Source organism: Pseudomonas brassicacearum (assembly GCF_000585995.1).
Taxonomy (GTDB): domain Bacteria; phylum Pseudomonadota; class Gammaproteobacteria; order Pseudomonadales; family Pseudomonadaceae; genus Aquipseudomonas; species Aquipseudomonas brassicacearum_A.
Genome location: NZ_CP007410.1, coordinates 3474591 through 3501221, shown reverse-complemented (window position 1 = coordinate 3501221; position 26631 = coordinate 3474591). Strand labels below are relative to the sequence as shown.

Annotated in this window: 23 protein-coding genes and 1 pseudogene; 9 read left to right on the top strand and 15 right to left on the bottom strand. The window is 61.9% G+C overall.

The genetic code is table 11. The features are described from left to right. The first annotated feature begins 277 nt into the window (after nucleotides 1-277). Nucleotides 278-2392: a TonB-dependent siderophore receptor gene (locus CD58_RS15145; RefSeq protein ID WP_025213842.1), complete on the top strand. Its 2115-nt coding sequence runs from the start codon at nucleotides 278-280 to the stop codon at nucleotides 2390-2392. Between the two features lie 203 nt (nucleotides 2393-2595). Here CD58_RS15145 and CD58_RS15140 read toward each other — a convergent pair whose 3' ends face one another. The 7 genes from CD58_RS15140 to ribBA all read right to left on the bottom strand — a co-directional run bounded on the left by CD58_RS15140 (nucleotide 2596) and on the right by ribBA (nucleotide 9456). Beyond that, a complete protein-coding gene (locus CD58_RS15140) occupies nucleotides 2596-3639 on the bottom strand; it encodes an LLM class flavin-dependent oxidoreductase (RefSeq protein WP_025213841.1) in 1044 nt (347 codons plus the stop codon). A 29-nt stretch (nucleotides 3640-3668) separates the two neighbouring features. Further along, nucleotides 3669-4154 carry a flavin reductase family protein gene (locus CD58_RS15135; protein WP_025213840.1) on the bottom strand — a complete coding sequence of 162 codons (486 nt, stop codon included), beginning with the start codon at nucleotides 4152-4154 and terminating at the stop codon, nucleotides 3669-3671. 47 nt (nucleotides 4155-4201) lie between these two features. Beyond that, entirely contained in the window at nucleotides 4202-5353 is a 1152-nt protein-coding gene (locus tag CD58_RS15130; RefSeq protein WP_025213839.1) for an ABC transporter ATP-binding protein, read from the bottom strand. A 17-nt stretch (nucleotides 5354-5370) separates the two neighbouring features. Continuing rightward, nucleotides 5371-6180 (bottom strand): ABC transporter permease, encoded by an 810-nt coding sequence (locus CD58_RS15125; protein ID WP_025213838.1) that lies wholly within the window; start codon nucleotides 6178-6180, stop codon nucleotides 5371-5373. A 6-nt stretch (nucleotides 6181-6186) separates the two neighbouring features. After that, complete coding sequence (locus tag CD58_RS15120; protein ID WP_025213837.1) at nucleotides 6187-7128, bottom strand: ABC transporter permease; 942 nt, start codon at nucleotides 7126-7128, stop codon at nucleotides 6187-6189. Continuing rightward, nucleotides 7113-8138: an ABC transporter substrate-binding protein gene (locus CD58_RS15115; RefSeq protein WP_025213836.1), complete on the bottom strand. Its 1026-nt coding sequence runs from the start codon at nucleotides 8136-8138 to the stop codon at nucleotides 7113-7115. The genes CD58_RS15120 and CD58_RS15115 overlap by 16 nt, the downstream gene beginning before the upstream one ends. Nucleotides 8139-8346: 208 nt before the next feature. Next, nucleotides 8347-9456, bottom strand: a complete 1110-nt coding sequence (ribBA, locus tag CD58_RS15110) for a bifunctional 3,4-dihydroxy-2-butanone-4-phosphate synthase/GTP cyclohydrolase II (protein ID WP_025213835.1) — start codon at nucleotides 9454-9456, stop codon at nucleotides 8347-8349. Between the two features lie 82 nt (nucleotides 9457-9538). Between ribBA and CD58_RS15105 the strand changes: the two genes are divergently transcribed. Then, nucleotides 9539-9832: a DUF1330 domain-containing protein gene (locus tag CD58_RS15105; RefSeq protein WP_025213834.1), complete on the top strand. Its 294-nt coding sequence runs from the start codon at nucleotides 9539-9541 to the stop codon at nucleotides 9830-9832. Nucleotides 9833-9838: 6 nt separating this feature from the next. Here the strand turns inward: CD58_RS15105 and CD58_RS15100 are convergent, their stop codons facing one another. From CD58_RS15100 to CD58_RS15065, 8 genes are all read right to left on the bottom strand, one after another. Further along, the gene (locus tag CD58_RS15100; protein ID WP_025213833.1) at nucleotides 9839-10402 is read right to left on the bottom strand and encodes an NUDIX hydrolase; all 564 of its coding nucleotides are present in this window, start codon (nucleotides 10400-10402) and stop codon (nucleotides 9839-9841) included. Nucleotide 10403: 1 nt separating this feature from the next. Continuing rightward, nucleotides 10404-11156 (bottom strand): GntR family transcriptional regulator, encoded by a 753-nt coding sequence (locus CD58_RS15095; RefSeq protein WP_025213832.1) that lies wholly within the window; start codon nucleotides 11154-11156, stop codon nucleotides 10404-10406. A gap of 60 nt (nucleotides 11157-11216) precedes the next feature. Further along, a complete protein-coding gene (locus tag CD58_RS15090; RefSeq protein WP_025213831.1) occupies nucleotides 11217-11621 on the bottom strand; it encodes a carboxymuconolactone decarboxylase family protein in 405 nt (134 codons plus the stop codon). A gap of 194 nt (nucleotides 11622-11815) precedes the next feature. Next, entirely contained in the window at nucleotides 11816-12301 is a 486-nt protein-coding gene (locus tag CD58_RS15085) for a flavin reductase family protein (protein WP_025213830.1), read from the bottom strand. A gap of 12 nt (nucleotides 12302-12313) precedes the next feature. Then, the gene (locus tag CD58_RS15080; protein WP_025213829.1) at nucleotides 12314-13795 is read right to left on the bottom strand and encodes an aldehyde dehydrogenase; all 1482 of its coding nucleotides are present in this window, start codon (nucleotides 13793-13795) and stop codon (nucleotides 12314-12316) included. Then, entirely contained in the window at nucleotides 13792-14625 is an 834-nt protein-coding gene (locus tag CD58_RS15075) for an alpha/beta fold hydrolase (protein WP_025213828.1), read from the bottom strand. Before CD58_RS15075 ends, CD58_RS15080 begins: the two co-directional genes overlap by 4 nt. 45 nt (nucleotides 14626-14670) lie before the next feature. Beyond that, nucleotides 14671-15261 carry an amino acid synthesis family protein gene (locus CD58_RS15070; RefSeq protein WP_025213827.1) on the bottom strand — a complete coding sequence of 197 codons (591 nt, stop codon included), beginning with the start codon at nucleotides 15259-15261 and terminating at the stop codon, nucleotides 14671-14673. Nucleotides 15262-15467: 206 nt separating this feature from the next. Further along, the gene (locus CD58_RS15065) at nucleotides 15468-16433 is read right to left on the bottom strand and encodes a helix-turn-helix domain-containing protein (RefSeq protein WP_025213826.1); all 966 of its coding nucleotides are present in this window, start codon (nucleotides 16431-16433) and stop codon (nucleotides 15468-15470) included. 157 nt (nucleotides 16434-16590) lie between these two features. Here CD58_RS15065 and CD58_RS31450 point away from each other — a divergent pair, with 157 nt between their 5' ends. From CD58_RS31450 to CD58_RS15040, 7 genes and pseudogenes are all read left to right on the top strand, one after another. Then, nucleotides 16591-17463: a TonB-dependent receptor gene (locus CD58_RS31450; protein WP_235195264.1), complete on the top strand. Its 873-nt coding sequence runs from the start codon at nucleotides 16591-16593 to the stop codon at nucleotides 17461-17463. After that, nucleotides 17349-18581 (top strand): TonB-dependent receptor, encoded by a 1233-nt coding sequence (locus tag CD58_RS31445; RefSeq protein ID WP_327205541.1) that lies wholly within the window; start codon nucleotides 17349-17351, stop codon nucleotides 18579-18581. The genes CD58_RS31450 and CD58_RS31445 overlap by 115 nt, the downstream gene beginning before the upstream one ends. Continuing rightward, nucleotides 18571-18861, top strand: a pseudogene (locus tag CD58_RS31865) (methyltransferase family protein); the annotation flags it as partial. The gene CD58_RS31445 and the pseudogene CD58_RS31865, both read left to right, overlap by 11 nt. Before the next feature lie 132 nt (nucleotides 18862-18993). Beyond that, nucleotides 18994-19632 carry a class I SAM-dependent methyltransferase gene (locus CD58_RS31860; protein ID WP_419178840.1) on the top strand — a complete coding sequence of 213 codons (639 nt, stop codon included), beginning with the start codon at nucleotides 18994-18996 and terminating at the stop codon, nucleotides 19630-19632. Continuing rightward, nucleotides 19629-20921: an MFS transporter gene (locus tag CD58_RS15050; RefSeq protein WP_025213824.1), complete on the top strand. Its 1293-nt coding sequence runs from the start codon at nucleotides 19629-19631 to the stop codon at nucleotides 20919-20921. The genes CD58_RS31860 and CD58_RS15050 overlap by 4 nt, the downstream gene beginning before the upstream one ends. Before the next feature lie 11 nt (nucleotides 20922-20932). Further along, on the top strand, nucleotides 20933-23347 hold the full coding sequence (locus tag CD58_RS15045; RefSeq protein WP_025213823.1) for a decarboxylase: 2415 nt from the start codon (nucleotides 20933-20935) through the stop codon (nucleotides 23345-23347). Between the two features lie 23 nt (nucleotides 23348-23370). Continuing rightward, entirely contained in the window at nucleotides 23371-25893 is a 2523-nt protein-coding gene (locus CD58_RS15040; protein WP_025213822.1) for an aminotransferase class III-fold pyridoxal phosphate-dependent enzyme, read from the top strand. Nucleotides 25894-26631 lie beyond the last annotated feature (738 nt).

Genomic DNA, 26631 nt, shown 5'->3' with positions numbered 1-26631 from the left:
TTCGACCGCTGGCGCCAAAGCTTTAGCGAGTTGGGGCGATTTGATATCACTTACGTGATGTTAGCTGGGTTTGGTGTACCGGGATCCTGTGGGAGCGAGCTTGCTCGCGAAAGCTCAGTGTCAGGTTAATCCAGTATCACTGACACACCGCTTTCGCGAGCAAGCCCGCTCCCACAAAGGTTTGGGTGATCATCAATTGATACAAAAGATTTACTGGGAATTATTCTCAAAGTATATTAGCTCTCATTAACATCCCCCTCCCTATGAGTGCTGCGTCTTGAATCGTTCCACCCCTCTCGCTAATCGCAACGTTTTCATCAAGTGTGTGTTGCCAACATTGTCCTGCTGCTTCATCGCAAGCCCCATATGGGCACAGGACACGCTTGAACTGCCGGCTACGGACATCCAGGGCAGTCGCATCATTCAGGACGAGGGCTACACGGCGTCGCAAGCCAGCACGGCGAGCAAAAGCGATGTACCGATCAAGGAAGAAGCGCAATCGATCAATGTCGTGACCCAGCAGACCCTGGACGATTATCAGGTGCGCTCGCTGGCCGATGCGATGAAGTTCGTCAGCGGTGTGAGCCAGGGCAATACCCTGGGTGGCTCGCGGGACTCGCTGGTCAAGCGCGGTTTCGGCACCAACGACGACGGCTCGATCCTGCGCGATGGCGTGCGTTCGAACCTGGGACACAACTTCAGCGCCACCACCGAACGGGTCGAAGTGCTCAAGGGGCCGGCCTCAATGCTGTACGGCGCGCTGGAGCCCGGCGGCCTGGTCAACGTCATCAGCAAGAAACCCGAGTACACCCAAAGCACCACGTTGAGCGGGTCGGCCTACAGCGAAGGTGGCGGGACCATGGGCCTGGACACCACAGGGCCGCTGGGTGATACCGGCCTGGCCTATCGGCTGATTGCCGAGCGTGGACATGAAGATTACTGGCGCAACTACGGCGTCAACGAGAGCACGTTGGTGGCGCCGTCCCTGGCTTGGACGGGGGAGCGGGCTTCGTTGAACCTGAGCTATGAGTACAACGAATATTCCAATCCGTTTGATCGGGGTACGGTGTTCCAGAACGGGCATCCTGCGGACATCGACTACGACAAGCGCCTCGATGAGCCGTGGGCCAAGAGTGTGGGAATCCGCGAAACGGCTACGGCGCGGTTTGAGTATGAATTGAGTGAGGCGTGGAAAACCCGGGTGACTTATGGGTGGAACAATGACCGATACAGTCTTTCGATTGCGCAGCCGAGCCTGTCAAAAACCGGTGTTTTTCAGCGTACCGCCAACGGCGCTCATTACGACGACGAAACTCGTTACGCCAGTTGGGATTTCATGGGCAAGCAGGAACTGTTTGGTCAGCGTCATGACCTGTTGATCGGTGTTGATAACCAGGTGTCCGATCAGTTTCGGGGTAAGACATACCGTGGTAAAGCTCAGTCTGGCTTCGATATCACGTCGCCGGTCTACGGCAACCTTCCAGAGCCAAGCCTGATCAGCTCTACCAACAGTGACCTGCGAAACCAGTTGAATTCTAGCTCCGTGTACCTGAAAGATAACTGGCACCTGGATGATCGCTGGATTCTGGTATTTGGTGGACGCTATCAACATTACGACCAGTACAGCGACCAAGGCTTAGGCAGTGATTACGGCGTCAATCGCGACGACAACGGCGACGCCTTCGTGCCGTTCCTGGGGCTGGTCTACAAAGCCACCGACACCCTGTCGCTTTACGGTAACTACAGTCGGTCGTTCAAGCCCAATGACGTGGTCGACAAGGATCGTCGTACATTCAAACCGGAGGAGGGACGCAGCTATGAAGTCGGTGCCAAGTACGATCCTCTGCCAGGTCTGAACATCAACCTCGCCTTGTTCGACATCGTTAAAAAGAACGTAGTGACCACCGTCGATGAAGTTTCCGAAGCCGCCGGCAAAGTTGGCTCCCAAGGCTTGGAGCTCGATATCACCGGTCGTCTGGCTGAGCGTTGGGACTTGATCGGCACCTACGCCTACACCCACACCGAGATATTGGATGACCCGAAAAACGAAGGTCATCGCCTGCCCGACGCCCCCAAACATACTGCAAGTCTGTACCTAACCCACCATCTGAACGTGCCTGCCGAATTTGGGGCCTGGCATGCCGGTGCGGGTGCCCGTTACGTCGGAGAGCGGGCCGCCAATGCCGCGAACGACTTCTGGCTCAGCAGCTACACCGTCGCCGACGCCTTCCTGCGTTGGGATGCTCCAGTGCTCGGGCACAAAACGTCGCTTCAGTTGAACGTAGACAACCTGTTCGACAAGCAGTACTACCCATCGTCCACCGGCAGCCAGTTGCAGGTCAGCGTCGGCGAGCCGCGTACCGCCCGCCTGAGTGCCAGCGTAACGTTCTGATCACCGCCCAATAAAAATGCCCGGACCTTGAAGTCCGGGCATTTTTTTGGGCATCACCTTTTCGTTCAAGCCGCTATCGCGAGCAAGCTCGCTCCCACAGGGATTGATGGTGAACACACAACGCATGAACGCCCGCAGCCAATGTGGGAGCGAGCTTGCTCGCGATGGCGGTGAAACTGACCCAGGAGCTCCAGGGCCGCCGATCACCGAAAAGCCGGCACCACCTGCTGGATAAACAGCTCCAGGGACTTCTTCTTCTCGGCATGGGACAAGCTGTTGTCGCACCAGAAACTGAACTCATCCACGCCCAGTTCCTGGTAGTACTTGATCCGCTCGATGATTTCCTGCGGCGTGCCAATCATGGTGTTCTTGCGGATGTTCTCCAGTTGAAACTCCGGACGCTCGGCGAACTTTTCTTCCGGGCTTGGCGCCAGGAAGCCGTTGACCGGCACCTGCTTGTTGCCGAACCAGGCATCGAAGGTGCGGTAGAACCTGGAAATCGCCTGGGCACCAACCTTCCAGCCTTCGGGGTCGTCCACGGCATGCACGTGGGTGTGGCGCAGCACCATCAATTGCGGGCGTGGCACATCAGGGTTGTTGTCCAGGGCCGCCTGGAACTTGTTTTTCAGGTCGAGGACTTCTTCATCGCCTTTCATCAGCGGCGTGACCATCACGTTGCAGCCATTGGCGACGGCGAAATTGTGCGAGTCCGGGTCGCGGGCGGCGATCCACATCGGCGGGTGCGGTTTTCGGATTGGCTTGGGCACGCTGGTGGATGTGGGAAATTTCCAGATCTCACCGTCATGGGCGTAGTCGCCTTGCCACAGGGCGCGCACCACCGGGACCATTTCCCGCAGGGCCTGGCCGCCGGAAGAGGCCGGCATGCCACCGGCCATGCGGTCGAACTCCACCTGATACGCGCCGCGAGCCAGACCGACTTCCATGCGCCCGTTGCTGATCACGTCCAGCAGCGCGCATTCGCCGGCCACCCGCAGCGGGTGCCAGAACGGCGCGATGATGGTGCCGGCGCCCAGGTGAATCGTGGTGGTCTTGCCGGCCAGGTACGCCAGCAGCGGCATCGGGCTCGGCGAGATGGTGTATTCCATGGCGTGGTGCTCGCCGATCCACACGGTGCTGAAACCACCGGCCTCGGCCATCAGGGTCAGCTCGCTCAGATCTTCGAACAACTGGCGATGGCTGACGCTTTCGTCCCAACGCTCCATGTGTACAAACAGGGAAAATTTCATGGCGCTTTCTCTTGTCGTTGACGATCGGTTCAGGCGAGGACGGGCAGGGCGCCCATCTTGCCGTGGCAATAAACCAGCGGCCCCGGTGTGTGTTGCGGCACGATCAGATTCTTGACGGCACCGACCATGATGGCGTGGTCGCCGCCTTCGTATTCACGCCACAGTTCGCATTCGATGATGGCGGTGGCATTGCTCAGCAGCGGGTTACCCAATTCACTCAGGGTCCATTCGATGCCCAGGGCCTTGTCCTTGCCTTTGCGGGCGAACGCGTAGGCTTCGTTCTGTTGTCCGCCGGAGAGTACGTGGATGGCGAAGCGGCGGTTCTTGATCAGCACCGGGTAGGAGTCGGAGCTGTAGTTGGGGCAGAACAGCACCAGGGCCGGATCCATCGACAAAGAGCTGAAGGCGCTGGCGGTGAGGCCAACGATTTGCCCATCGTCATCGAGCGTGGTGATCACCGTCACGCCGGACGGGAACGAGCCCATGACTTGTTTGTAAACGGCGGCGTCGATCATTGGGCGATCCTCGGGTGTGACTTTCATGGTGGGGCAGACGGCGTTCATCAATGGGCTCCAGCGGCTTTATTCAGGTCGCTCTCGACCCATTGGGTGTAGACGCAGGCATCGGCGGTGGCCCAGCGCACACGCACCGGGTCGCCGGCCTTGAGGGGCATGCCTGCGGCGGAAAGCGCCTTGACGGTCATGGCGGTGCCGCCGGACGTCACCACGCTGCAGGTCTGGCTTTCCCCCAGGAACAGCACTTCGACGACATTGGCCGAGACTTCATTCCAGCCGGCCGCCAAGGGTGCCTGGGCCGATTGCTCGACGCTCAAGGCCAAGGCTTTTTCCGGACGCACCATCAGCAGCACATCCTGATCGGTTTGCAGCCCCGCGGTCAGGCGGATCGACAGCGACTGGCCTTCGAAGGTCGCCACTGCGTTGCCCTGGGCCTTGAGCTTGAGGAAATTGGAGTTGCCCAGGAACGACGCCACAAAGGCATTCGGCGGATTCTGGTAGAGGTCGTAGCCGCTGCCCAGGCCAACGATCTTGCCGTGGCTGAAGATCGCGATGCGTTGGGACAGGCGCATGGCTTCTTCCTGGTCGTGGGTGACGTAGACGATGGTGATGCCCAAGCGCCGATGCAGCTGGCGCAGTTCGTCTTGCAGGTCTTCACGGAGTTTTTTGTCCAGGGCACCGAGGGGTTCATCCATCAGCAGGATGCGTGGCTCATAGACCAGCGCCCGGGCAATCGCCACGCGCTGTTGCTGGCCGCCGGACAGTTGCGAAGGACGGCGATGGGCGAATTCTCCCAGCTGCACCAGCTTGAGCATGGCTTCGACCCGGCGCTCACGTTCAGCGCTGGCCAGTTTGCGGATCGCCAGGGGAAAGGCGATGTTGTCGCGCACCGACAAGTGCGGGAACAGCGAATAACGTTGGAACACCATGCCGATGTCGCGTTTGTGCGGCGGCACGTTGACCAGGGATTTGCCGTCCACCAGGATCTCGCCGCTGCTGGGGGTTTCAAACCCGGCCAGCATCGACAGCGTGGTGCTTTTGCCCGAGCCGCTGGAGCCAAGAAAGGTCAGGAATTCCCCGTCCTGGATGTCCAGGGAGATATCGTCCACGGCGGCAAAGTCGCCGTAGTGCTTGTTCAGATTGCGCAGGCTGACCAGGGTCTTGTTGTTCTGTTGTGCGGGGTCTTTGACGGCACTCATCGTATTCTCCTAGGCGCTCAGGCGCTGATTTCGTTGCGCCGGCGCAGGGCGGCGGCGATCACCATCACCAAGAGCGAGAGGCCGATCAGCAGCGTCGAAGCGACGGCGATCACAGGCGTCAGGTCCTGGCGCAGGGTGGTCCACATCTTGACGGGCAAGGTTTGCAGGGTCGGGCTGGCCATCATCACGCTCAGCACTACTTCGTCCCACGACACCAGGAACGCAAACAAGGCGCCGGCGACCATGCCCGGGCGGATCGCCGGGAACGTCACCTTGAACACCGCTTGCAGGCGAGAGGCACCGCAGATGACGGCGGCGTCCTCGATGGACTGGTCGAACAGCTTGAGCGAGTTGATGATCGAAATGATGGTGAACGGCAGGGCAACGATGACGTGGCTGACCACGAAGGCGAACATCGTCCCGGTGTAACCGAGTTTGAGGAACAGTGCGTACACCGCCACCGCGATGATCACCAACGGCACGATCATTGGCAGGGTGAACAGGCCGTAGAGTATTTCCCGGCCCGGGAAGCGCCCGCGTACCAAGGCAAACGCGGTGGGCAAGCCCAGCGCCACGGCGCAGACGGTGGTCAATATGGCGACCTTGAGGCTGGTCAGCGCCGCGCTCATCCAGTCGGGGTTGGAGAAGAACTGGCCGTACCATTTAAACGTCCAGCCCGGTGGCGGGAAGACCAGCCACTGGGATGAACCGAACGACAACAGCACGATGAACACGATCGGCAACAGCAGGAACAATGCGATCAGGCCGGTGGTGAAGTACAGGCTGAACCGCATGCGCCGGCTCATGGCATTGGGAGTCAGGAGCATGACGGCTTACCTCGCGTTGCTGGCGCCCACCGGGGATTCCGGTTGGAGCTTCAGGTAGAAGTAGAACAGCACCAGGGTGATCGCCACCAACAACGCAGCGCCAGCACTGGCCAGGCCCCAGTTGAGGAACGACTGCACCTGCTGGATGATGAATTCGGGCAACATCATGTTCTGCGCCCCGCCCAGCAGCGCCGGGGTCACGTAGTAACCGAGGGACATCACGAACACCATCAGTCCACCGGAAAACAACCCCGGCCGGCACAGCGGCAGGAACACCCGGAAGAAGTTGGTCCAGGGACTGGCGCCGCAGATGGAGCCGGCCTGGAGGATCATCGGGTCGATGGCCTGCATGGTCGCCTGCAATGGCAGGACAATGAACGGGATCATGATGTAGCTCATGCCGATCACCACCCCGGTGAGGTTGTGCACCATCTCCAGCGGCTGATCGATGATGCCCATCGCCATCAACGCTTTGTTGATCACCCCGGAGGCTTGCAACAGCACCAGCCAGGAATAAGTACGGGCCAGCAGGCTGGTCCACATCGACAGCAACACGATGTTCAGCATCCACCGACCCCAACCACGGGGCACCAGGGTGATGGCCCAGGCCAGCGGAAAGCCCAGTAGCAAGCTGAACAGCGTCACCAGCCCGGCCACCGAAAAGGTGTTGAACAACACCCGGGCATAGGCCGAGTTGGCGAACAACTGCTCGTAATTACCCAAGCCTGGCACCGGTTCCAGTACGCCGCGCAACAACAAGCCAATCAGCGGAGCCAGGAAGAACAAACCGAGGAACAGCAGGGCGGGCGCCAGGTTGCCGACCCCGCGCCAGCGCTGCGCCAGCGACGGGGTGTGCGTAGTCGCCTTGGCCGGTACCGCACCGGCAGCGCCAAGGGCGCTCCCGGTGCGAGGGGCTGCCGTTGCTGACATTTTCACTTGACCAGCCATTCGTTCCACCGTGTCGCGATGTCCTGACCGTTCTTGGCCCAGTACGCGAAATCAAGCGTGATCTGATCCTTGGCGTAGGCGGTCGGCAGGTTGGGGGCGAGCACCGAATCCAGGCGTGCGATGCTGTCGACGTTGACCGGCGCATAGGCGGTCAGGTTGGAAAAATCGGCCTGGCCTTTGGCGCTGCTGGCGTTGGCCAGGAACTTCATGGCCGCTGCCTTGTTTTTCGAGCCTTTTGGAATGACCAGGATGTCGGCCATGACCAGGTTCTGCTTCCAGCTTACGCCAACCGGTGCGCCGTCCTGTTGCAGGGCATAAATCCGACCGTTCCAGAATTGGCCGATGCTGGCTTCACCGGACGCGAGCAGTTGTTGCGACTGCGCACCGCCGCCCCACCAGACAATGTCTTTCTTGATGGTGTCGAGTTTCTTGAAGGCGCGGTCCAGGTCCAGCGGGTAGAGCTTGTCGGCCGCGACGCCATCGGCCAACAGGGCCAGTTCGAGCACACCGGGGCTTGGCCATTTGTACAGGGCGCGTTTGCCGGGATAGGTCTTGGTGTCGAACAGTGCGGACCAGTCCTGGGGCTTGCCGGCGCCAAGCTTGCCTTCGTTGTAGCCGAGGACGAACGAGAAGTAGAAGGAACCGACGCCGTGATCGGACACGAAGCGTGGGTCGATCTTGTCGCGCTGGATGACCGAGAAGTCCAGGGGCTCGAGCAAGCCTTCAGCGGCGGCGCGCAAGGCGAAGTCCGCTTCGACATCGACGACATCCCACTGCACATTGCCGCTTTCGACCATGGCCTTGAGCTTGCCATAGTCCGTCGGGCCGTCCTGGACCACGGTGATGCCACTGGCCTTGCTGAACGGGTCGGCCCAGGCTTGCTTCTGCGCATCCTGGGTGCTGCCGCCCCAGCTGACGAAGTTGACGCTTTCAGCGGCCATCGTCGCCTGGCTGGTGACGCTCAACAGGCCCGCCAAAAAGATTGCGGCTGCACTTTTCTTCAACACCATTTTCACGCCCTCATTGTTGTGTTTATTGAGTGGGCTTTGGTTCGCCCGCTTATCGGGAGCATTGGGTCCAACTGGCCTTGCGACGACCGTACCTGGAGTTGGCGGAAGCGTCCGGTCTATGGAATATCATATTATGGTATTCCAAACTTTCTGCAAGCATTTTGCCGTACCGGCTATCTGTCTGGAGCAGGTTGGTGCGTTTCGCGCCTTATCCGGTAAACGCGATACTCTCCACCACTTCCAGGTCATACCCAGTTAGTCCTGCGTACTTGAGCGGCGGCCCCAGGTGACGCAACTTACCGACGCCCAGGTCCTGCAGAATCTGCGCCCCGGTGCCCACTTCAGAATAGATGCGTGATTGGGAGCGGCTGAACTGTCGTGGCGGCTGAGTGAGCTGTGGCACGCGCTCGAGCAGCGCCTGGGACGACTCATGGTTGGCCAGCACGACCACCACGCCGCAGCCTTCTTCAGCGACTCGTTGCAGCGCCGCCCACAGTGTCCAGTTGGAAGGACCGTTGTATTCGGCGCCGACCAAGTCCCGCAACGGGTCGATCACGTGCACCCGCACCAGGGTCGGTTCTTCCCGGCGAATGTCACCCATGACCATCGCCATGTGTACGCCGCCTTCGATGCGATCTTCGAAGGTAAACAGCCGGAAGGTGCCGTGCACCGTGGGCAACTCCCGTTCACCGATACGCAGCACGGTGTGTTCGGTGCTCAGGCGATAGTGGATCAGGTCGGCGATGGTGCCGATCTTGATCCCGTGCTTGCGGGCGAACACCTCCAGGTCCGGGCGGCGGGCCATGGTGCCGTCGTCGTTCATCACTTCGACGATCACCGATGCTGGCGTGAAGCCGGCCAGGCGCGCCAGGTCGCAACCGGCTTCGGTGTGCCCGGCGCGAGTCAGCACGCCGCCTTCCTTGGCGCGCAACGGGAAGATATGCCCCGGCTGCACGATATCGCTGGGCCCCGCGTCGGCGGCAACGGCTGCGGCGACGGTGCGTGCCCGGTCGGCGGCGGAAATGCCAGTGGTCACACCCGTGGCGGCCTCGATGGAGACCGTGAACGCCGTGCTGAACACGCTGCCGTTGCTCGGCACCATCTGTTCCAGGCCCAGGCGCTGGCAGTGCTCGTCGGTCAAGGTCAGGCAGATCAGGCCACGGGCTTCCCGGGCCATGAAGCTGATGGCTTGGGCGCTGCAACAGTCGGCGGCCAGCAGCAGGTCGCCTTCGTTTTCCCGGTCTTCGTCATCCACCAGCAACACCATCTTGCCCAGGCGGTAGTCTTCGATGATTTCCTGAATGCTGTTAAAGGCCATGTCGGGCTCTCTTTGTTTTGCTGGGGGCTTGATGGAATGAAGTCGTGGTATACCATAATACAAAATAACCTGAGAGGTCACTATGAAGGCTTACTGGATTGCTCACGTGGATGTCACCGACCCCGACCAATACAGCCAGTACACCCAGCGGGCGCCAGCGGCGTTTGCCCAGTACGGCGGTCGGATGCTGGCCCGGGGCGGGCGCAGCGAAGCGATGGAGGGCAGGACCACGCCGCAGCGTAGCGTGGTGATTGAATTCGACTCCTACGAGCAGGCGCTGGCCTGTTATCACTCAGAGTCGTATCAGGAGGCGAAGGGGCATCGCGAGGGCGTGGCGCGGGCCGAGGTGATCATTGTCGAGGGCGTGGCGCCCTGAGTCCGATCAGCGGATGAAATGGATCTTGCCGCTGTCGTCGTTGCCGATGTAGATGCCGTAGACCCCGGCCTGGCGTTCTTCGATATAACGCTCGAGGATCTGCCGGATGGCCGGGTAATAGATGCTGTCCCAGGGAATGTCTTCGGGGGCGAAGAACCGGCAGGCGAGGGTTTCCGGGCCGAACTGACCGGTGATTTCCAGCGCGGTGGCGCGGAAGATGATGTACACCTCGCTGATTTTCGGCACGCTGAAAATCGAGTAGGGTGAGACGATTTCGGCGTGTACGCCGGTTTCTTCCCAGACTTCCCGCAGCGCCGCCTGTTCGGTGGTCTCGCCGCCTTCCATGAAGCCGGCCGGCAGGGTCCAGGTGCCGGGACGCGGTGGAATGGCGCGCTGGCACAGCAGGTATTTGCCGTCCTGCTCGATGATGCAGCCGGCGATGATCTTCGGGTTGACGTAATGGATGTAGCCGCAGCCGCCGCACATCAGGCGCTCATGGGTATCGCCCGCTGGCAGGCGATGACTCAAGTCACTGCCGCCACACTTTGGACAAAAGCTCGGGCTGAACATATCAGCGACCTATGCGCGGTTCTTTCAGGGCGATGGGCGCCGTGATTTCAGGGATGTCGCCGGTCTCTTCCTGCTGGCGCTTGAGGTAATCCAGGGCGACCTTGGCGGCGGCGCGCACGTGATCGACGCACGCCTGGTGGGCGGCCAGGGGATCGCCGCTCTTGATGGCCTCGACCATGCGTTCCATTTCCTGGTTGCTGTTGCCGCGACGGTTTTCCTGGGACACCGACGTCGCCCGCAGGTAACTGATGCGGGCCTGCAACTGGCGCAGCTGGGTGGCGGCGACGTGGTTGCCGGAACCTTCGAGCAGCACGTCGTAAAAGCCCTGCACCGAATCGATGACCTGTTGCAGCTCGCCATCCTTGAGGGCCTTGCGGTTTTCCTCGAGGGCTTTCTCCAGCGCCTTGATGTCCTTGGCCTTGGCCCGCAGGGTGAACAGCTGGACGATCAAGCCTTCGAGCACGCAACGCAATTCATAGATGTCGCCGGCGTCGGCCAGGGTGATGATCGCCACCCGCGGGCCCTTGGCATCGGCGAATTCCACCAGGCCTTCGGATTCGAGGTGGCGCAAGGCTTCGCGCACCGACGTGCGGCTCACGCCCAGGCGATCGCACAAGTCGCGTTCGACCAGGCGATCTCCCGGCAGAAGCTGGAAATTCATGATGGCGCTTCGCAGTTTATCCAGCACGATTTCGCGCAGGGTGACGGGGTTGCGATTGACCTTGAAGCTGTCGTCGAGTGGCAGGCGTTTCATGGGGTCCGCTCTGTAATATGGCTGTCCATGCCAAACGGGCAACATCCGTGCACGTTCAGATCAAACAGCCGAGGGTTGACTGGAGGCCTCGGCATCGGCTTCGGCGAAGGCTTCACGGGCAAGCCGGAAACTGTCCACGGCAGCGGGAACGCCGCAATAGATACCGACCTGAAGCAGAATTTCGCGTATTTGCTCACGACTCAGGCCGTTACGCAAGGCGCCGCGCACATGCAGCTTGAGTTCATGGGGGCGATTGAGCGCCGAGATCATCGCCAGGTTAATCATGCTGCGTTCCTTGAGCGACAGCCCCTCGCGACCCCAGACATGGCCCCAGCAGTATTCGGTGACCATTTCCTGCAAGGGCCGGGTGAAGTCGTCGGCGTTCTCGATGGAACGGTTAACGTAGGCCTCGCCCAGCACCTGGGTGCGGATCTTGAGGCCTTGTTCGTATTTATCGGTGCTCATCGCTGTGTGCTCCCAACATCGTCGATATAGGCTGGCTAAAGAGTTGCTAGGCTACCGGGCTCATGCGCCCTCCCTGAAAAAGTGAAGAACCTGTGGGAGCTTGCTCGCGATGAGGGCAGCACATCCAACATCCATGTGACTGACACACCGCTATCGCGAGCAAGCTCGCTCCCACAGGGGGAGGTATATAGCCATCAGGCCAGCGCAGGCAGCGGGCCCAGCTTGCCCTTGTGGTAGATCATCGGTGTCACCGGTTGCGCCGGCAGAATCAGGTTCTTCACCGCGCCGACGATGATCGCGTGATCGCCGCCGTCGTATTCACGCCACAGCTCGCACTCGATGATGGCCGTGGCCTTGCCCAGCAGTGGGTTACCCAGCTCACTGAGGTGCCAGTCGATGCCTTTGGCCTTGTCCTTGCCTTTGCCGGCAAACGCATAGGCTTCGGCGGTCTGGTCAGCCGACAGCAGGTGAATGGCGAACTGCTTGCTGTCCCGCAGGATCGGGTAGGTGTCGGAGGCATAGTTGGGGCAGAACAGCACCAACGCCGGATCGATCGACAGCGCACTGAAGGCGCTGGCGGTGATGCCGACGATATTCCCGTCTAGGTCGAGGGTGGTGACCACTGTGACGCCGGAAGGGAAGGAGCTCATGACTTCTTTGTAGATGCCGGGTTCGATCATTGTTCAGGACTCCTAGCGCATCACGAACGGATCAGGCATGGGCGCCTGGGAAAGATTGATCCACACCGTTTTCAGTTCGGTATAGGCCAGCACTGAATCGATGCCGCTTTCGCGTCCGTAGCCGCTGTTCTTGAAACCGCCGATGGGCGCCATGGCCGAGACCGCGCGGTAGGTGTTGACCCAGATGATCCCGGAGCGCACATCCCGGGCCAGGCGATGGGCACGGCCCAGGTCGCGCGTCCAGATGCCTGCGGCGAGACCGAACTGTGAGTCGTTGGCAATCGCCAGGGCCTCGGCTTCGTCCTTGAACCGGATGACCGACGCCACCGGCCCGAAGACTTCTTCCTGCATGATCTTCATCGAGTTGCGGTCGCATTCGAACAGGGTCGGCTCGTAGAACCAGCCTTCGCCCAGGTTTTGCGGACGCTTGCCGCCCAGGCGCAGGCGTGCGCCTTCGGCGATGGCATCGGCGACCAGTCCCTCGACCACCGCCAGTTGCTGCGCGGTGGCCATCGGTCCCATTTCACTGCTGTCTTCCTGCGGGTTGCCGATGCGGATGCGTTTGGCGCGCTCGACCAGGCGCGAGACGAATTCCTCGTAGATTTCGTCTTGCACCAACAGCCGTGAGCCGGACACGCAGCTCTGGCCCGATGCCGCATAGATCCCGGCAATCGCACCATTGATGGCGCTGTCGAGGTCCGCGTCGGCGAAAATAATATTCGGCGATTTACCGCCCAGTTCCAGCGATAGTTTGGCGAAGTTCTCGGCGCTGCTGCGCACCACATGCCGGGCCGTGGCGGCACCGCCGGTGAAGGCGATCTTGCGCACCAGCGGATGGCGGGTGAGGGCGGCGCCGGTGCTTGGGCCGTAACCGGTGACGACGTTGACCACCCCTGGCGGAATGCCGGCTTCCAGGGCCAGGCGCGCTAGTTCGAGAATGGTCGCCGAGGCGTGTTCCGACGGCTTGATCACGATGGTGTTGCCGGCCGCCAGCGCCGGTGCCAGTTTGATCGCCGTCAGGTACAGCGGGCTGTTCCAGGGAATGATCGCCGCGACGACGCCCATGGCTTCGTGGACCGTGTAGGCAAACATGTCCGGCTTATCCAGCGGCAGCGTGCCGCCTTCGAGCTTGTCGGCCAGGCCGGCGGTGTAGTGGAAAAATTCCGGCAGGTAGCCGACCTGGCCCCGGGTTTCGCGAATCAGCTTGCCGTTGTCGCGGCTTTCCAGCTGGGCCAGTTGTTCTTTGTTTTCGGCGATGAGGTCGCCCAGGCGTCGCAGCAGTTTACCCCGTGCGGTGGCGGTCAAGCCGCGCCAGGCCGGGCTGTCAAAAGCCGTCTGCGCAGCCTGCACGGCGCGCTCGACATCGGCTTCGTCGGCGTCGGGTAACTCGGCCCAGGGTTGCGCCAGGGCCGGGTTCAGGCTTTGGAAGGTTTTGCCGGACAGGGCATCGACCCATTCACCGCCGATGCACATCGAAAAACGTGCGAGTGTCATGCAACGATCCCCTTTATTGGATTTTGTCGGGCGTTTGCCGTGTCGAGAAACTCCAGCAACACCTGGTTGACCAGGCGCGGCGATTCTACCGGCATCATATGCCGTTGCTCGGCGAGCACGGCAACGGTGGCGCCGGGAATTCGCTCGGCCAGCTGTCGGGCCATTTCCGGCGTCGAGCCCGGGTCCAATTCACCGGTGGCGATCAGCGTCGGCACCTGGATGTTGCCCAGGTCATCGGCGCGATACATGTCCTGGGTGGCGAACAGCTCATAGGTGGTCAGGTAACCTTGCGGATCGTTCTGCGCCAAGGTCTGGCGCAGCGCGGCAATCTGCGCCGGGTTGGCCGCCTGGTATTCGCGGCTGAACCAGCGCGACAAGGCGGCCTCGGCGTTGGCGTCAGGTCCGTGCTCGGCGGCTTGGGCGGTGCGGGCGATGACCCCGGCGCGCTGTTCGGCGCTGCGGTTGAACACGCTGTTGAGCACCACCAGGCCTTGCAGGCGTTGCGGGTAATGCAAGGCAAAGGCCCGTGCCACCAAGCCGCCCATGGAAAACCCGATCACGCTCGCCTGGGGCAATTGCAGGTGGTCGAGCAGCTCCAGCAACTGATCGGCATAGCCGAGCAGGGGCGTGCCGCTTTCCGGGCGTGGACTGGCGCCGTGGCCGAGCATGTCGTAGGCAATCACGCGGTACTTCGTGGCGAGGCCAACAACTTGGCCGCCCCACATTTCTTTATTCAGGCCCACGCCGTGGATCAGGACCACGGGCTGGCCTTGGCCGGTCGCCAGGTAACTGGTGCCCGCCGGGGTAAGTTCAGCGGTGAGCCGAATCATGGAGCGCTCCTGCATGCCTTTTTTATTGTCGTGGCCCGGGCTGGATTACTGCGCCTTCTCGGCGGCCAGTTCTTCCAGATCGATATAACGGTTGCCGATGCGCGGGTGCAGGCGACCGCCATCGGCGCAACCCAGCACCACGACGATTTCGTCGGCGCGCGGCGCGTCTTCGATCTGCATTTCCAGGGTGATGTAGTGCGAGCGCAGGCCTTCGTCGTCCTTGTGCATCATTGGGATCTGGATCGAGGTGCCCGGGCCGCCACGCTTGTTGGTGAAGCTCAGGTAGCTCTTGGCCTTGACCGCTTCGCGATAATGGTTGCCAAAACGCAGGGTGTGGATCACGGCGGAGGCGTGCTCGATTTCACCGTCGGCGCCCACCACAGCGGCCTTGCCGTAGGCTTCGATGTTTTCCGCACCGCCAATGATGCCCACCAGGCGTTCGACCATCAGCGCGCCGAGGTCGGAGCAATTGGCGCGGATCTCCGGCTTCAGGTCTTCGACGAAGCCGCGGCCCAGCCAAGGGTTTTTCATCACCACCGCCAACCCGACCATCGTCACCGGCTTATCGGTGGCCTTGCCGCCTTCAATAAAGGTTTCTTCGACATAGCTGACGATCTTGCGAATTTCGAAACTCATGAGCTGCTCCGTGGGAGGGTGAAATAGGTCTGTGCGTATGATGGTATACCATAATACTGTTGGCGCAAGTGGCGGTTTGGAGTTTGTTCACGGCGAGGCGACAGAAGGCCGCCCCAGTCAGCGCGAAGCGAGATCGAGGGGATTCAAAGGGGGATCTGAGGAGGCGATGGTTTGGCGCCTGGAATCATCCAGGCGCCAAGGCAAACTCAACGACGCTTGCCAAAGACCGTTTTCGGCGATTTGCCGAAGAAGCGGGTGAATGCCGCGCTGAAATTATTCGGGAATTTGTAGCCTACCTTGTAGGCCGCCTGCGCGACCTGGCAACCGCTTTCCAGCAAGGTGTAGGCCTTGCGCATGCGGATCTCATGCAGCATGCGGTGCGGTGTGGAGTTGAAGCGGTGGTGCAGGCCTTCCTTGAGCTTGAACTCATTGAGCCCGACGGCTGCACACAGGTAGGGAATGGTCAGCGGCTGGTCCATTTGCTCGATCATGATGTCCCGCGCCTGGTCGAGCTTTTCGATGTCGCTGGCGCTGAATTGCGGGTTCTGGATGCAGGTGGGCGGGCTCAGCAGTTTCAGTTGTTCGGACAGCAGGCTGAGGGTGTGGATGTGCATGTCCAGCGCACCGGTCGCACCCTGGTTGAGATAACGCGCCAGGGCGGTGGCGTGGCTGGCGCTGGTGGCCGAGGTTTTCTGGAAGGCCAGTTGGCGCACATTGCCGTTGCCCAGCAGCTGGCGGGTGCGCTGCTCGCCGATGTATCGGTTGAGCATGCTTTCACCGATCAGCAGTCGGAGCTGGGATACGGTCGTCCCGGCCTCGTAGCACCGCTCGCCCAGGCTCAATTGAAATGAGGTGATGGTGGTGTAGCCCGCTCGGAATGACACCGCCGAACCATCGGCGCCCTTGTATCCGGAGTCGCCTTGCATGCCGAACGTGATGACCAGCATGTGGCGATTGTGAGGGCTGACGGTTTCTTCGATCAGGTTACGCGTGGGGCGGTAGCGCGAGCGAACCACCATCAGGTCGTTGTCGACGAAATAGCGCTCGGAATAGCACTCGCCCAGTTCCCCCGGCAGCTGCTGGCGTGTCCAGCCACAGGCGTCGTTGCTGATCAGCCGCGAGTGCGTTGGCGCAACTCGATACGACTGGGAAATCTTCTGTAGGGCCGCCACTTTTATCGTCCTCCTGGGTTGACTCTGGCTTGCATATGGATTGATCCAGATTCCATATGAACTACATGATAACTATTCGCATTAATGAATACCATGTTTGCATCTCAACTGTCATCGTCAGAACGAGGCAGTCGCTGATTCATTGATGGGGAGTGCGATGGTCAAGCCTGTATTGAAAGCCAGCGGTTATACGTTGTGCGTTGGCTACTGTCTGGGGGCGGCAGTGAATGTGGCGGCGCAGACCGAGTTGGCGCCGGTCACGGTGACGGCGAACAAGATCGAACAGTCCCAGGAAACGGTTCCGGCCAGTCTGTCGGTGCTGACGGGCGAGGACCTGCACAAAGGCGGCATCCATGATTTGCAAGACCTGGCGCGGGCCACGCCCGGCTTTACTTTCCAGCCATTTGGCCAGTCGGGCACCAACCTGCCGGTGGTGCGCGGCCTGACCGCCAGCCCCACGGCGTTTTCTTCCTCGATGCTGATGCTGGTCGATGGCGTGCCGACCCTGATGGGGCAGGGCTTTGACCATAACCTGCTGGGGGTGGAGCGCATCGAGATCCTGCGCGGGCCGCAGTCGACCCTGTATGGCCGCAACGCTGAAGCCGGCGTGCTGAGCATCCACACTCGCCAGCCCGATGCCCAGCCGTACGCCCGGGTCGAAGCCGGTGGCGGCAGTCGCGACAGCCGAACCCTGGGCGTTGATGCCAGTACCGCACTGGTGCCGGAGACGCTGTTCGTCGGGGCTGCCGGGCAGTGGCTGGAGCAGGATGGCTACATCGACAACGATTGGCGCGGCGGGCAGGCCGATGATCGCGAACGTCACAGTGCACGCCTGGTATTGCGCTGGACGCCCACGCTGGCCACGGACGTCAACGTGCGCTACAGCCGTCAGGATTATCGCGACGGCGGTTCCCAGTGGGGGCGGCGGACTCATCTCGGCGCCAGGTGCGCTCCGGCACCTCGAGCTGGAACCATTCCAGCGGCCGCAGCCTGTCTTTGGACGTGCTGCATGAGTTCGAATCTGGCTTGAAGCTGCGTTCGATCACCGCCCGTAATGACTTCTACGACCGGGTTCGCCAAGACACCGATTTCCAACCCGCCGACCTGTTTCACGTCGGCCGTGATTACCACTTCAGTACCTTGTCCCAGGAGTTTCGCCTGGAAGGCCAATGGAGCGAGAGCCAGTGGCTGCTCGGCGTCTATGCCGATCGCGATGACCATGACCTGTCCTACGAACAGAAACTGCCTGCCAGCCTGTCCCGCACGGATGTGCAACTGGGAGGCAATACCAGCGCGTTGTTTGGTCAATGGCTGATGCCCCTGGCCGAACGCTGGACCCTGACCCTCGGCGCACGCGCCGAACAGGACAAGGTGCACATCGATCCCCAAGGCGGCAGTCGCCAGAGCCAGCAGTGGCAACGCTTTACCCCAAAGGTCTCGCTGCAATACGAGTGGCAGCCGGATGCCTACCTGTACGCCAGCTATGCCGAAGGGTTCCGCGCCGGAGGCTTCAATGCCTTCTCCAGCGCCGCCGGTTACCCCGGTTATGACCCGGAAAAGGTCAAGACATACGAAGTCGGCGCCAAGGGTTGGCTGGACGACAAGCGCCTGCGCTATTCGGCGGCCCTGTACTGGATGGACGTACGTGACATGCAGGTGCAGCAGCTGATCCAGCCGGGCGTGGTGTACATCACCAACGCGGCGTCGGCGCGCTCCACGGGGTTGGAGCTGGAAGCCGAATACCTTCTGGCCGACCACTGGACGCTGGTCGGTTCCGTGGGCCTGAACCGGACCCGTTTCGAGCGTTTCAGCGAGGGCAACAGCGATTACCAGGGCAATCGCAACCCCTATGCCCCCGACTTCACCGGCCATCTGAGTCTGCGCTACGACGCCCCCGCCGGTTGGTGGGCCCAGGGCGGGGTGGATGGCGTCGGCAAGACCTACCTGGACTCGGCCAACCAGTACAGCCGGAGTGGCTATGGCCTGATCAACCTCAATGCCGGTTATGACTTCGGCCAGTACGGCATCAGTGCCTACGTGAAGAATGCCGCCGACAAGCGTTACGACGCTGTCGGCTATTTGAACGGCACCGCCCGGGTCTACAGCCCGCCAAGGGAAATCGGCCTGCGTGTGAGCTATGAACTGTGAGCGACGAATGATGAATGGAATCGACCTGGCAACACCTCATCCCCTGCAGCCTTACTGGGACCTGACCTTGGCTGGCGTTCGCGCCGACGCTCTGCGCATTGCGTTGGAGTGGAAGTTGTTCAACTTGCTGCAAGTGCCTGTCACGGCGCAGACCATTGCCCGGCAGTTGCAACTCGACCCCGTGAACACCGGTTACTGGTTGGAGGCGCTGTGGAGCATGGCCTTGTTGGTCCGTGACCAACAGCAACCGCCGCGTTACCAAAACGCCGCCGTGGCCCACGATTATCTGCGCGCCGAGGCACCGGACTACTGCGGCGATGCGTGGACGTTCCGCCTGCGCGGGCTTCGCCATTTCGGTGGACAGTTGGGCGACCAGGTACGGGCGGGGCAGCCCAGCGGGCAGGCGCCGAACGTGGCGACCACCATTGAGAACTGGACGGCCGCTGCGCGTCTGCAACTGGCCCAGGAGCAACGGGCTGTCACCGTGGAGGTGGCGTTGCGCCTGATGGCACGGATTCCCGAGTTCGCCCATGCCCGTCGATTCCTGGACTTGGGGGGCGGGCCAGGGCTGGTAGCGATTGCATTGGCCCGGGACAACCCGTTGTTGAGCGGTGAGGTGTTCGATTTCCCCCAGACCGTCAGCGTGGCGGCGGAAAATATCAACAAGGCCGGCCTCCAGCAGCGCCTCACGGTCCGTGGCGGGGACCTGGCAAACGATGACATCGGTGAGGGTTATGACCTGATCTGGTGTTCCTCGGTGCTGCACTTTGTCCCGGACCTGGCGGCGAGCCTGGAGAAAATCCACGCGGCGTTGCGTCCCGGCGGCGTGCTGGTCAGTGCCCATGCCGAGGTCCCGATGGATCCGGAGCTGGCCCGGCGGGTCATGCCTTACTACCTGTCGATGCAGATGCTCGGTCGCCAGGTCACCCACGCCGGCGGCCTGGCCGATGCATTGGCTCAGGCAGGATTTGTCGACATCGACCATTACCCTGAAGTGGCCTTTGCCGTCGCGCCGGTCGCGGTGCAAGTGGCGCGTCGGAGCCGCCCATGAAAAACGAGGAAAGCGCCCGCATGTGGCGGCTCCAATGGCTGTTCGGCTGGCTCCATTTCGTCCTCGCGGTGCCCAGCATCTACCTGCTGCTGGGGCTTCCCCTGGTCATGCGCGAACACGGCTGGTCCGGCACTGACATCGGGTTGTTCCAACTGACGGGGTTGCCGGCGGTGTTCAAATTCCTGTTGGCCTTGCCCGTGCAACGTTATCGGTCCGTCCGAGGCCACTATCGTCTTTGGGCACTGGTGCTGTGCCTGCTGTTGGCGCTATTGCTGGTGCTGGCCAGCCAACAGGCGATCACTGCCAATCGCCTGTTCCTGTTCGGCCTGGCTTTCGCCGCCGGCGTACTGGCGACCTGGGCCGACATTCCGGTCAATGCCCTGGCCATCAAGTTATTGCCCCAAACGCAGCGCTTGCGCGCAGGGGGGATCCGTTCGGCAGCGCTGTTTCTCGCCGCCATCGTGGGCGCCGGCGTCATGCTGTTGGTGCAGGACCGCTGGGGCTGGCAGGCGCCGTTTCTGCTGATGGCCGCGGGTTTGCTGCTGGCGCTGCCGTTTCTCGGGCTGTTGCACGAGGGCGAGGCCAGGGATGAAGGCCGCCAAGCCACCAGGCCGTCGCGGGTCGATTGGTCCGGTTATTTCCGGCAGCCCGGTGCACGCCTCTGGATCTGGCTGCTGCTCAGCGGTTTTCCCTTTCTCGGCGCTGCGTGGCTTTACCTCAAGCCACTGTTGCTGGACCAGGGAATGCCCGTGCAAGAGGTGGCCTGGATCGCCGGTGTCGGCGGTGGAGTGGTCGGCGCCCTGGCGAGTGTACTGGGCGCAAGACTGGTGCAGCGTCTGGGCCCGGCACGGGTGACACCTTGGTTCATGGTGGGTGCCTTGTTGGCGCTGTTGGCATTGACCGGTGCGGTCTGGCTCCAGGCCTCGACGCCATGGTTGGTGGCGGCGGCTTATCTCCTGGCCACGGCCATGGGCGCGGTGTCGAGCCTGATGTTCGGCCTGATGATGTTTTTCTCCCGCCGCCACCACCAGGCCAACGACTACGGCTTCCAGGCCAGTCTGTTTGTACTCACGCGCCTCTTGGTGCCAATCGGCGCCGGAGCGTTGCTCGACCGCAGCGGCCCGGCGGGAATGCTTGCCGGTTTGTCCCTGGCAATGCTCGGCGTATGCGTCCTGGCGATGGCGGCGCGGCGCTCGATTGCCCAGGTCACGGCGGATGCCTGTGCCCCCGTCGGTCGGGCTGACCGAGCCAGAGAACAACACGCCCCCCCAATCAGTTCGACCCAATAGGAATGGAGTCCATGAAGGCAACCTTAGGCATCTGTTTGATTACCCAGACGCAGCCTCTGATCGAGGATGTGGCATTTGTCGTCGAGTATTTGCAGGCCTGCTTGCAGCCCCCGGCCAATACTCCCGACTGGCCGCTCTCGATCAGAGGCTGTGAGTCGATGCACCAAGCCTTGGGTCCCAGGCCCCACGGCGAAGCTGTCCTGGAAACCCTGATGGTCCAGGCGCAGCACTATCTGCAGGGCAATCCATCCGCTGCGGCGGCGCTACCGGAGTTGTGGGTGCTGACCTTCGATTCGCCCCAAGCCGCCCGGCAAAGTCTGCGACGGCAAACCCCTGTGTTATCCAACGAACTGTTCATTCTCGACCTTTGTCAGCAAACCGAGGCCGGGGACCAGGATCCCTTTGATGAACTGATCGCCGCCGCGCCCGGCTCACGCCTGTCGCCTCATTCGGCGCTGCTGTATTGCGCCTTGCCGGCGCTGCCGGGATGGATGAACCGGATCAGCGGCAATCGTCATCTGCGGGTGGCGGGGCAGGACCGGGCGGCGCGTCGGGCGGACCTGTTACGCATCATCCTCGATCATCTGGAACACGCGCACTTCAATCGTTTGCTGGCACGTTCCATCAGCGGCCCGTTGCTGTCGGTGAGCCTGGCGACGGAAATCACCCGGTTCATGTGCAGCCGCTGGCAGCAGCGTTGGGACTTTCATGCCTACACCGGGTCGATGGTGGCGGGGCTCATCCAGTCGATGCAGCAGAACGTCGCCGGCACCGGCGTACGTTGCCTGGGCGGCTGCAACGAACACAGCCTGGCGGTCGCCGCCATGGCCGGCTGGCAGTTGTTTGGCCGGGCCTACGTGATTACCGTGACCTCGGGCATGATCGATGAGTTTCGCGGCACCCTGGCCAACCTCAAGCGCCTCGGTGCCCCGGGGCTGATCGTCTGTGCCGACAGCCCGGAGAACGTCTGGTTTGCCTTCCAGGGCACCCACGACCTGGACAACGACGGCTGTCGGGTCATCGAGGCCCGGGGGTTGCGTCAGGTCTTCATCCGGAAGGTCGAGGAGATCGGCCCGCGTCTGGAAGAAGCCTTCGCCATGCTCGCCGAGCGGCCCGAGCCGGTGTTCATCCTGGCCACCCAGGGGGTGCTCGAATCCCGACCCCAGGTGCCGTTGGACGTGCGCCTGCCCGAAATCATCTCCGCGCCGGCCTGGCGCCCCGACACACGTCAGGCCGACGCGCTGGACCGGGCCCTGCATCTGATCAATCACGAGCCGGTGCATGTGTTATGGCAGTGCGGCAAGCTCAGCACCGAGCAGCGTCGCCGGGTGCACGCCCTGGCCGAGCGTGGCGCCATCGGCCTGGCGGACAGCATTACCCAACCCGGCAGTGTCGGCCCTTATTACGAGGGACGGGCGGTGCCCGAGTACCTTGGGCCACTGTCCCTGTATGGGTTCAGTCGGCGGGTCTATCAGTTCATGCATTGCGAGCATGAGTTGAACGGCGCCCAGGAGCACTGCGTGTTCTTTCTCAAGAGCAAGGTCGACCAGGCCGCCACGCCGTTTTCCGAAGGCAAGCTCAAGCGTCAGCTGCGGGTGGTGCAGGTCAATCATGAACCGCGGCACCTTTCGCCGTTCACCGACCTGGCACTGGATGTGCCGCTGGACGAATTCCTCGGCCATATCGAGCGTGGACTGCAGGTCGAACCGCAGGTGCTCGCGCTGCGGCGTGACAAGCTGCGGGAAATGGCGCAACGCAGCGAAACCGTGGCTGCGGATCACATCGAGACCCTGCCCATGACCGCCAACTACTTTTTCCATCGGCTCGGTCACTTGGTGCGCGAGCTGATCGAGCGCCAGGATTATCGCTACATCGGCGTCTACGATGTCGGTCGTTGCGGTATCTCGGCGGTGCGTAACGTGCCGCGCACCGACCCGGGTTTTTCCGGATGGTATGGCCGGGCGTTGATGGGGGATGCGCTGATGGCTTTGCCGTATATCGCCATGACCGGCGAGGGCAATGTCCTGGCCTTCGTCGGCGATGGCGCCCGGGCCCTGGTGCCGGATATCGAGGCGCGCCTGGCTGAAGGGCTGGCCCAGGACCCCTCGACGAACCAGCGCAACGTCAGTCTGTTCTACCTCACCAACGGCATGTTGTCGCTGATCCAGACGTACCTCGACAAACGCTATGCCCATAACGGCGCCCAGCAAGTCGCCGTGACCAGCGCTGGCGCAATGGCCGCACCGCTGGAACGGATCGGGGCCCTCAGCGTGCACCGCGAACGCCTCGTCAAGTTCGATGAAGCCGCCTTGCGCCAGGCCCTGACGCAACCCGGACGACTGAACATCTTCGACGTATTGCTGGCCCATAACTCGGAGGGCGACGGTTTGAGCCTGGTCTCCGAAACCGCCTGGAACCGTCAATGAACCCTTGCCAAGGACACACTCCCATGAAATTCGGCTTCATCGCCCACCCGACCTCCATTGCCCTGCAGCGTCAGGTGAAGATCATCGACTTGTTGGACCGCACACTCGTTGAACAGGATCGCGGCTATCAGGCGCAGCTGTGGCAGGCGCGCAATCTGGTGCCGTTCGCAGACTTCGGGCGCATCGTCAGCGCCAGTGGCGCGGTGTGCGAAGGTATCTTGCATTATCTGCCGCTGACCGCCGAGCAAATGCTCAGCCAGCCGCGAACCATTGCTGCACGGGTACTTGAAGGCGTGCATAGCCTGCAGCAGGAGGGCGCGCAACTGGTCGGCCTCGGTGGGTTTACCGCGATTGTCGGCAACCGCGGGTTACAGACCCTGGACCGCAGCGGCGTGCCGGTAACCACCGGGAATTCGCTGACTGCCTACGCCGCGTACAAGAATGTGCTGGAGGCCATGGCCCGGCTGGAGGTGGCGCCGGCCGACAGTGAAGTGGCCGTGGTGGGTTATCCCGGTTCGATTGCCTTGGTCATCGCCAAGCTCCTGGCCCGCGACGGCTGTCGCCTGCGCCTGGTTCATCGCGGCAGCGCGGAGCAGGGCCGAGAAAGCCTGGCCTGGCTGCCGGCGCAGTTTCACGGGCAAGTGCGGCTGACGGCGGATATCGACAGTTGCTACGACCAGGTGCGTTTTTACGTGGCGGCGACATCCAGCGGTGGGGTGATTGACCCTTACCGGCTGGCGCCGGGGTCGGTGGTGGTGGACGCCGCGCTGCCCCGCGATGTGTTGCCGTTTCATCAAGACCGCCAGGACATCCTGATTATTGACGGTGGCCTGGTGTCGGCGAGCACGCAAGTACGCTTCGGCACTGAAACCCTGGGGCTGGCGCCGAAAAAATTCCTGAATGGCTGCCTGGCGGAAACCCTGGTGCTGGCTTTGGAGGGGCGTGCCGAAGCGTTTTCGATCGGCCGCGAATTGCCCGAGGAACGGGTGCTGGAAATTGGCCGCATCGCCCAATTGCACGGTTTCTCGCCATCGCCCATGGCGTCTTATGGCGAGCGCCTGGACGACGCGGATTTTCAGGCCCTGCGGCGATTCCATCGGAGCGCCCACGGCAGCGCGCCCGTCGAACGACAAGCCGATCAACCCGCGGCCCTGCGCGCCGAAGCCTTGCGTTGCTTCGGCCAGCACATCAACCCGGTGCTGCGCGAGTTCTACCAGTTCAACCACATCGAGCGAGTGTTCACCCATGGCAGCGGTTGCTGGCTGACGGACCTGGACGGCGGCCGTTACCTGGATTTCGTCGCCGGCTACGGCTGCCTCAATACCGGGCACAACCATCCGCTCATCAACCAGGCGTTACAGGCGTATCTGCAACAGCAATACCCTACGTTCGTCCAGTACGTGTCGGTGCCCTTGCAGACCAGCTTGCTGGCCCAGCGCCTGAGCGAGCTGGCACCGGGCAACCTGGAGCGGGTGTTCTTCAGCAACTCGGGCACCGAGGCGATCGAGGCGGCGTTGAAGCTGGCGATGGCGGCCATGCAGCGACCCCGCATCCTGTATTGCGACAACGGCTATCACGGCAAGACCCTGGGGGCCTTGTCGGTCACGGGGCGAGACAAGCACCGCGACCCCTTCAAGCCTCTGCTGGCGCGCTGCGATTCGATCCCTTTCGGCGATCTGGCAGCGCTGGAAAGTGCCTTGCGCCAGGGCGATGTCGGCGCCTTCATCCTCGAACCGATTCAAGGCGAGGGCGGGGTGATCGTGCCGCCGCCGGGCTATCTGACGCAGGTTCGCGTGCTCTGCAGTGCTTACGATTGCCTGTTGATCGTCGATGAAATCCAGACCGGCCTGGGCCGCACCGGCAAGTTGTTCGCCTGTGAGTGGGAGGCCGTGGTGCCGGATATCCTGGTGCTGTCCAAGTCGTTGTCCGGCGGGGCCGTACCCATTGGCGCGACGCTGTCCAGCACGGCGCTGTGGGACCGTGCCTATGGCAGCATCGACACCTTTGCGTTGCACACCTCGACCTTCGGCGGCGGCAACTTTGCATCGGCTTCGGCGCTGGCGACGCTCGACGTGATCACCTCCCAAGACCTGGCCGGCAACGCCGCCCGGGTGGGCGGGCAGCTCAAGCAGGCCCTGACGGAAGCGGTCAGTCCATACCCGTTCATACGTGAAGTGCGCGGCGTCGGGTTGATGATTGCCATCGAGTTCGAATACAGCTTCAACGGCGGCGTCGAGGCCTTCGTGCGCGAATTCGCCAGCCGCATTCCCGGCAACGCCGCGGGCACTTATCGCATGCTCTCGGGCAAGGCCAAGCGGCATATCGAGGAGGCTATCAGTGAGGTGGAGAAAAACTTCGAGGAGATGTTTGTTTTGCGTTTCGTCAGCAAGTTGTCCCAGGAACATGGCGTGTTGACCTTCGTCACGGCCAACAACAACCGGGTCATGCGTATCCAGCCGCCGCTGGTGCTCAATGACGTTGAAGCGCAGCATTTTGTCGATGCTTTCAGCGCCGTGTGCAAGGACATGTCGACCTTCCTCGCCTGACGCATCGAAGGCCTGGCGAAAGCCCTCTTTCGAGGGAATGCTGTTCACTTGAGGGGCAATGGTGCTTCTTTCAGAAGGGGCACCGTTTTTTTGGCTCGTATTGTATTTTTTTGGAGGGGTAGGTCGTGTGTATATCCGTTTTTTCGGTAACGGCGGCTGGCGGTTCCGCTCTTACAGCGGCTCACTTTTGAGAAGCCTGCGCGGCCCGGCGAAAAGTAAGCAAAACGCTTTTGCCCCACCACTCGGTGCCTCGCTAGGGCTCGGCATGCCCGAACGTAGGCATTGCTCCGTGGGCCGCCGCGAAGGACCATCCATGGTCCAGCGCGGCTACCTCGGCATCCATGCCGAGGTGCCCACTGCGCAATACCTACGTTCGGCCATCGTGGTTAACGGGGCGTCCAGATCAAGATCAAGATCTAAAGTAAAGCAGAGCGGGGGTATGTCCAGCATCTATGTGGCTGAACCACCGCTATCGCGAGCAAGCTCGCTCCCACATGGAGTAGCAGGTGTTCACAGCATCTGCACACAACACAAAAACCTGTGGGAGCGAGCTTGCTCGCGATGGCGTCAGCACAGCCAACATCACCACAAACTGACCCTCCGCTATCGCGAGCAAGTTCGCTCCCACAGGAGGAACGCGTTCACGCTAAGCCAGGTCGGCTATAAGGCCGCCTCGCCCGGCTTTTGATTCTAGGCGCCCCGTTAAACCACGCTGGCCGAACGAAGGCATTGCGCAGT